Origin of the sequence: Gemmobacter serpentinus, from assembly GCF_008973825.1 — a bacterium.
GTDB classification, from domain to species: domain Bacteria; phylum Pseudomonadota; class Alphaproteobacteria; order Rhodobacterales; family Rhodobacteraceae; genus Gemmobacter; species Gemmobacter serpentinus.
Map to the genome: position 1 here is coordinate 1 of NZ_WCHR01000058.1, position 6,890 is coordinate 6,890.

The window sequence follows — 6,890 nt, forward strand, 5'->3', positions numbered from 1 at the left end:
CGGATGCGCTGACGCATCAAACGTCCCACCAGCCGTATAAGGCGCAGGATCAAATCCCTCCGGAGAGGCCTCAGAGCAATAGATAAACGTCTTGGCTTCGGCCGTCGCAGCGGTGAGAGCGAGCGCCGAGGCCATAATGAGCAGCGTCTTCATGGATTATTCCCTGTGGAGTTTGTGATGGTTGGCTGCGCCGGGTCATCCGGCAAAGCGGTGGGGTGAGGGTGGGTCGGGGTGGCCTGATGCAACATCTTGCCGGTCCACAATACCCGCGCAGGCGAATCGCCCGGGTTTGAATAGGAATGGGGCTGCAGGCCAAGATAGTGCATACTGTCGCCAGTTCGCAGCAGAAACCCTTGTCCGTCAACTACTTGCAGGATCTCGCCTTCCAGAACGAAGACAATCTCCTCGCCGGAATGCTGCACGGTTTCAGAACTGTAATGCGGCGGCACATCCAGCAAGAACGAGGTCAGCTCATGCCCCGGGAAGTCGGCACCCACCTGTTCATAGATCACCGAATGGCCGGCCACCGCAAAGCGCGGGCGACTGCCGGACCGGGTCACGCTATCGACATGGCGGGGGCTGGCGATGAACTGATCGATGCTGACATCCAGCGCGGCGGCAATCTCGGCCAGGGTGCCCAAGGTCGGAACGGCATTGTTGCGCTCAACCTGGCTCAGATAGCCGACCGATACGCCACAGGCATTGCCCAGTTCCTGCAGGGTCAGGCCCATGGCCTGACGACGGCGACGGATGCGCGGACCAAGCGAAACAGGAATGCCGGATCTCGTCTTCCCCATCCGTTACCTCAGTTGCCCCCAAGCCGGTTTCTCAACCAGCAAGAGAGGACAAATCTTACGCTCAGGCAACAAGTTTTTTGTTCTGGTAAAAATTTTTTTGCCAGTCCGCGAGACGAGGTGATGATCGGGGCCGCGCCCTGTCACTTGCTGGTGCCCCGGAACCTCCGCGCAGGCGGGCGGCAGCGCCCTTGGTCATGCTGCCATTGCAGGGGCTTTGCGATCATGCGGACAAAAAGCGGGACGGACCCAGAGCCTGATTGCCGATGACAAGCAGATCACTGTCTGCGGTGTGCCTCGCAGCTTGCGCCGCATCTGCAGCCATCTGAAACAGCTCAGGTTCATCCGCGCGGGTGCGGGGAACAGTCTTCCTGCAGGGTATTGATCCTGAACAGAATTCACAATGTCAAAGAGCGCACGGATTTTTTCGGCCTTGGTGGGCCGGGATCAGAGGGAGGATTCTGGAAAGAAGCTGACGAGCTTAAGTCCGTCGAAATCCACCGGCATCTGCCGGTTGCGGCCATGGGTCAGGAAGTCATAGCCCTGGTCGGTCGGCGCTTTCCAGACCATCACGGCATCGCCCTGATCCAGACCGGCCAGCACCTGATCCCAGATCATCTCGCGCGTGCGGACGGAGTAGTCGCCGACATAGACCCCGGCCCGAAGCTCGACCAGCCAGGCGGCGAGACGGCCGCGCAGACGGGGCGGGGCGTTGGTGATCACGACGACCATCATCCGCGATGGCCCTCATCGCCGCTGGTGTCTTCGGGGATCGCGACCGGCATTGCCTCGGGTGGGGGGGCGGGGCGGGGCAGCTCGCCTGCCGACAGCACCTCGTTGATCGCGGGGATGATGCGCGACAAAAGGCCCGTCTTGCGGAAGGTATCGCGGCAGGCAAGCCGAACGCCGCGGTCAGGGGCCATGTCCAGCCGGCCTTTTGCGGCCAGCCCCGCAATGCGGAAGGCCTCGGGCACCACAGTCTCCAGCTTGAAGAGATCAGCGATATCATAGACGAAGGATAACGGCTTGCCGGAATGCAGAAAGCCGATCGCGGGGGCGTAACCGGCGGCCAGCACGGCAGCTTCGGACAGGCCATGCAGGCAGGCCGTGGCCGCAGAAAGGCAGCGGTTGGGCACATCGCCCGCCTCCCAATCACTGGCGTCATAGCGGCGGCGTTTCCAGTCGACGCCATGGCGGTCCGCCAGCAGGGCGTAGGTTTCGCGCACCCGCACGCCTTCGATCCCGCGCAACTGGTCGATCGAGCGGCGGGACGGTGCCTCTTCCCCAAAGCGCACCGCATACATCTTGCGAACGACGCGCAGACGGGCTGCATCGTCCAGGGCGATGCGCGCCTGCCACAGCAGCCGGTCCGCCCGCGCGCCGCCCGGCTGTCCGGCAGAGTAAAGCCGCACGCCGGCTTCGCCAACCCAGGTGATGAGCGTGCCAACGCGGGCTGCCAGGGCCACGGCGGCATGGCTGATGCGGGCACCGGGTTCAAGCAGGATGCAGGCGATGCCGCCCACCGGAATCTGGGTGCGGGTGCCATCGGCATTCACCGCGACGAAAGCGCCATCCAGCACATCCAGCCGGGCATGTTCGACAAAGACCATCGAGGCCCGATCCTTGATCGGGATGGGTGCGGGCGGGGCAAAGCCCGGCAGATCCCGCCGCGCCCCGGTCATGCTGCGCGCCGGATCAGCATCAGGCCGCAGCCGAAGGCCTTCGCGCGACCGAAGCCTGCCGCAACCTGCGCCAGAAACACCGCCGGATCGGTGATCCTGATCCTGCCCGTCAGATCAAGAATGCCGAACTGTGGCTGGCCCTTGCGCGGGCCACGATGGTCGGGCAGAACGGCGGTGCTGTAATCGGCGGCGTCGGCATCCAGCAGGGCGAAGCCGGATTTTGCGCCCTGACGCGCAAGCCATGCGCCTCCCTCTTCGCGGGCCAGCCGCATACGATGGGTGGCGCGTTCCATCTGCGGAAGGGCAGATAGCGCATCCATCACCACATCGACGCGCTGCGGCTTGTCGCCACGCTTTTGCCGGGTCGCATTGCAGCGCAGCTGAAACTCCAGCCGGTCTCCGGCCACGAGTGCAGGGGCGAATTCCTTCACCTGATGTGGCTCGAACAGCTCTGTCTGCACCGGCGGGCGGGCCGAGAGGGTGAGAAAGCTGTTCTCCCGTTCTTCGCGCCAAAGGAAATCGCGGTTGCGGTCGGGGCTGTCGGTGAAGACTGACCAGAGCAAGTTGTGCTGCGCGGCCTTGCGCGCCGCTGGGTTGGCGGGGGCCAGCAAGGGGGCCAGCGCCAAGGCCGAAGGCCGCCGCGACAGGCGCATGTGACTGAGGTAAAGCGTCATGGCGCGCCTCCCGCCACCGGCCGCACCGCCACCCGGCGCGGCGCGAAATGCCAGCGGTCCCGGTCGACGGCCAGATCATGCAACACCTCGCCTGCGGGATCTTCCACAACCACGGCCTGCAATCGGTCCTTTTGCCGCCATGGGGGCAGGATCATTTGCGCAAGCGCATCTTCCGCGCGTTCGGCCTGCACCAGCCGGGCACCGGGTGGCGCGGCCAGTGGGCAGGACTTACGTCCGAGGTAGAGCGTGAAGACCGGGGCGTTCAGCGCCTTTGCCAGCGCCTCAAGCCCCGATCCAGCCACGGCGACACTGAACAGCGATCCGGCACGGTAATCGCGCAGGGTAATGGTCGTGTTGGTGCGGCCCCGCGCGGCACGAAGGGCCTCGGGGCGCGAATTTGGCGACTTTATCGCCGCCGAGGGCACGGTTTCGATGGTGTGGTAATCGCGCAAGGCGGCACCGCTGTCATGCAGGCCGATGGTGATCTGCAGCGCCTCCAGCGCCGAGAAATCGCCATCGCGCCGGATGCCAAGCGCCGCCCCCATCAGCCCGATCACCGCCGAACGGCCAGGAAAGGTCAGCCCGCCGCGCCGCTCATGCCCGGCCAGTTCACCCATGGCACCCAGATTGGCGGTCAGACCGAAGATCAGGAAAGGCTGCATCAGGCCCCCCGAACGGCATCGCCGGCAAAGCGCACGATCTCGGAAAGCGAGCCGGTGCCGTCCAGCGTGTTCACGGGTGGGCAGGTGTTTTCGGCCCTGGCGTCGTAATAGCAGGCGTCGATCTGTGCAGATGTTTTCTCCAGCGCCCTGATCGAGCCGGTTTGCAGATCATTTGTGTCCAGATCACGCAGCTTGCGGTCCACCGGGGTGAAGAAGGCACCCGAGAGATCGCGCGGCGCGCGCGGCCCGGCTTCGGCCCGCATGTAAAAGGCCATGGGACGGTGCGCGAAGCTGTTTTGCTTGCCCGCAGGCGTGGTCTGGGGCAGGGCTTTCGCCAGTGCCTCGATCCCGCGCGCAGCCAGCTCCCTGTCGCCGCCAAGGTTTTCGATCAGCAGGTCGCAGTTTACACAGACATACTGATAATAGATGCCGGAACCGAAGGCTGTTTCCCCAAGATGGCCCGCGCCTGTATCCTCGGCCTTGTTCAGATCGTCCACCGCCGAATACCAGTCCTCTTCGGCCTGTGCGGTATGGGTGGTGATCGCATGGGCGACCTGCACAGCCGCATCGCGGTTGAAATCGGCATCATCGGCCAGCATTCGTCCGAACATGGCGATATCCACCGCGCCATCGGCCCGACGCAGCACCAGCTTTTTCAGATCCTTGTCTTTGGGCAAAGCCTCGCCCGCAGCGGCCTTTTCCGCCAGTTCCTCGGCAAGCGCCCATTCGGTGGGTGAGATGAAGGCCAGCGTCGTGGCCTTGACCTTCTCGGAGCCGTCCTTTTCCTTCAGCGTTTCCAGCTTGCCGAAGATGGCGGAAACCGTGCTGGCGGCATCGGATGCCGCTTTGTCGGCGATGCCCTTTCCGATCAGATATTGTCGCAGCCGATCATGCAATTGTTTGGTGCGGGTGCCGATATGGCCGGCCAGATCCAGCGCGAAGAAGCTGCTTTCCCGCAGCGCGCGCTTAACCGATTGCGACGACATCCGCAACCGCGGCGCCGACCACCGCCTGTTTCGGGCGGCCCTGATCGTCGCGGTTGGGGTTCGAAGGGCCATAGCTGGCCAGCAGGTGGAATTGCACGAAAGTGGTCATTCGATCGTCTCCTCGGAAATGCTGGAGGTTGATGCCATTGCTTGAGGGGGCGGTGTCGCGATCAAAGTATTCGAAACACCAACGGTGCCTCGCCGCATCCCAGTTCATTAAATCAGTAGCGAGCATGGTGACGTTGCACACCCGCTTGTCAGGCGGTAACATCTGAATGGCACGACGAAGACCCACCATGAGTTCCTCGTCCTTTGATCGAACTAACCGTTCGAACCTTGCTCCAGACAGAATGGGCGTTTTGCCCCCGAGAATTTGGGCCAAAGTCTCCCTGCTGTTACCCCTGATCTCGGCCAGAAGTGTGGAAAGATGCGCAAGATCATAATCTTGCGTGGGTCTCATATGCAGGTCACGGCGTAGGTCCTGCACCGCTGGTTCGCACAGAATCTGGATGGTATCAGCACTGCGCAGCCGGGCAGAAAGACCCCGCTGGCCCGCCTCGTCCCGTCTGGAAATGTGCTGCCTCCACCAGGCATGGGCGATGATGCCTTGCTCTTTGGGGGTAAGGTTCATGCCGCTTTCTCCTTCTTTTCTGGCAGCGGCAGGTCAAGCGATTCAAAGATCGCCTTGCCCTGCTTGCCGTACCCCGCAAAGGCAAGACCAAGGAACTTGCGCGCCGTGACGATGCGCTCCATCTCGCTTGGCTTGTCTTTGCTGCTCCTCTTATCAGGATTGATGCCGGTTTTTCGCCACGCGATCCCCGGCACCGCCAGCGCATCGAATTGCCGCAGCGCCTGCGCCCGCAGATCGGCCAGCCAGTCGGTGCAGGGGTCCCGTCCTGCCCGGATCGCTGCCAGATGCTGGGCAAAACGTGCCTCGGTGGCGGTGAAAAACGCTTCCCGCTCGGCCTCACGCGCCTCACCGCCAGCCAGCAGCGGCTCCAGCGCGCCGCGCAGGGCGACGCCCGCCGCCTCGGCACCGAGGATCAGAAAGGCCAGCAGGTCCTGCGCCTCAACCGGAAGGTCCGGCAGGGGCTGTACCGAAAGGGTGAAATCGCGGGGCTTCATATTGTCCATCGCCCAACCGGCCACGATGACAGAACCGGCCCCGCCACGACTGTTGTTCCAGTTGCGCAGCGACAGCGACAGCTCCGTCACGTCGCTTTTCGCCTCTTGCGCGACGATCCCCAGCCAGTTGCGATAGCCGAACCGCCCGGCGCGCGGGTGTTTCGGCAACCACTCGGTGCCGGGTTTCAGCCGGTAATAGGGCGAAAGCGGGTGCATCCAGCGGGCATAGTTGGTGCCATAGGGCTTCTGGATCACCCCTGTCACACCGCTTTCTCCGGCCACCAGCCGCAACCGGCGGGGCATACCGAAAAACGCCTCGGCGCTGAAAAGCGCATCCTCGGGCGGATAGGTCTCCTGAGCGTTGTCCGAGACGCGGGTGGCGCGCATCCAGGGCAGGTTTTGCGCGACCCCTGCCTGACCATAGGGCACATTGGCCCAGATCCGGGGCCAGAGGCCGCCGCCGGGATCGGCCAGCGTGACCAGCGGCCCGCCGCCCCGCATCGAGGTGCGGTTGCCGGCCCCGCCCGACGGCGCGAAGGCCTGAAAGGTGTAAAGCGCCATTGCCGCCAAGGCCGGATCGAGCGAGGCATAGCGGCGGCGATGCACCATCACATCGGCATTGTTGCGGGCGGTATTGGCACCGGCACTGTCGATGAACAGCATGTCGACCGGATTGGCCTCGCCCGCCAGCGGTTCCAGATCCTGAAGGAAACGGTGGCCATCACCCAGAAGATTGAAGGCGGGCGCAAAGGGCGCGAGCTTTTCACGCAGGCGGGCCGGGTCGGGCGCGCGCCTAATCTTCCAGTCATAAATGTCGACAGGCGGGTCGGCCAGATAGACCAGCCCGATCAGCAATTCTTGACAGGCAATAGTAGGCTCCAGACTCATTAACCATCAAAGCCAGAAGAGGATGGTTGCGGCGAGAGCAATGGCTGAGAGGAAGACGATGGGACACCTGTCGTAGCGT

Annotated in this window: 8 protein-coding genes; all 8 read right to left on the minus strand. The window is 63.7% G+C overall.

The genetic code is table 11. From position 1 onward, the window contains the following. Nucleotides 1–149 precede the first annotated feature (149 nt). Nucleotides 150–797 (minus strand): helix-turn-helix domain-containing protein, encoded by a 648-nt coding sequence (locus GBJ34_RS20095; RefSeq protein WP_151720956.1) that lies wholly within the window; start codon nucleotides 795–797, stop codon nucleotides 150–152. A gap of 444 nt (nucleotides 798–1,241) precedes the next feature. Continuing rightward, complete coding sequence (gene cas2e, locus GBJ34_RS20100; RefSeq protein ID WP_151720957.1) at nucleotides 1,242–1,529, minus strand: type I-E CRISPR-associated endoribonuclease Cas2e; 288 nt, start codon at nucleotides 1,527–1,529, stop codon at nucleotides 1,242–1,244. Then, nucleotides 1,526–2,476: a type I-E CRISPR-associated endonuclease Cas1e gene (gene cas1e / locus GBJ34_RS20105; protein WP_151720958.1), complete on the minus strand. Its 951-nt coding sequence runs from the start codon at nucleotides 2,474–2,476 to the stop codon at nucleotides 1,526–1,528. The genes cas2e and cas1e overlap by 4 nt, the downstream gene beginning before the upstream one ends. Then, nucleotides 2,473–3,150, minus strand: a complete 678-nt coding sequence (gene cas6e / locus GBJ34_RS20110; protein ID WP_151720959.1) for a type I-E CRISPR-associated protein Cas6/Cse3/CasE — start codon at nucleotides 3,148–3,150, stop codon at nucleotides 2,473–2,475. Before cas6e ends, cas1e begins: the two co-directional genes overlap by 4 nt. Further along, nucleotides 3,147–3,812: a type I-E CRISPR-associated protein Cas5/CasD gene (gene cas5e / locus GBJ34_RS20115; protein WP_151720960.1), complete on the minus strand. Its 666-nt coding sequence runs from the start codon at nucleotides 3,810–3,812 to the stop codon at nucleotides 3,147–3,149. Before cas5e ends, cas6e begins: the two co-directional genes overlap by 4 nt. Next, nucleotides 3,812–4,798: a type I-E CRISPR-associated protein Cas7/Cse4/CasC gene (gene cas7e, locus GBJ34_RS20120; RefSeq protein ID WP_264177075.1), complete on the minus strand. Its 987-nt coding sequence runs from the start codon at nucleotides 4,796–4,798 to the stop codon at nucleotides 3,812–3,814. The genes cas5e and cas7e overlap by 1 nt, the downstream gene beginning before the upstream one ends. Then, nucleotides 4,779–5,429 (minus strand): type I-E CRISPR-associated protein Cse2/CasB, encoded by a 651-nt coding sequence (gene casB / locus GBJ34_RS20125; protein WP_226341310.1) that lies wholly within the window; start codon nucleotides 5,427–5,429, stop codon nucleotides 4,779–4,781. The genes cas7e and casB overlap by 20 nt, the downstream gene beginning before the upstream one ends. Beyond that, entirely contained in the window at nucleotides 5,426–6,811 is a 1,386-nt protein-coding gene (gene casA, locus GBJ34_RS20130) for a type I-E CRISPR-associated protein Cse1/CasA (protein WP_151720961.1), read from the minus strand. Before casA ends, casB begins: the two co-directional genes overlap by 4 nt. Nucleotides 6,812–6,890: the final 79 nt, after the last annotated feature.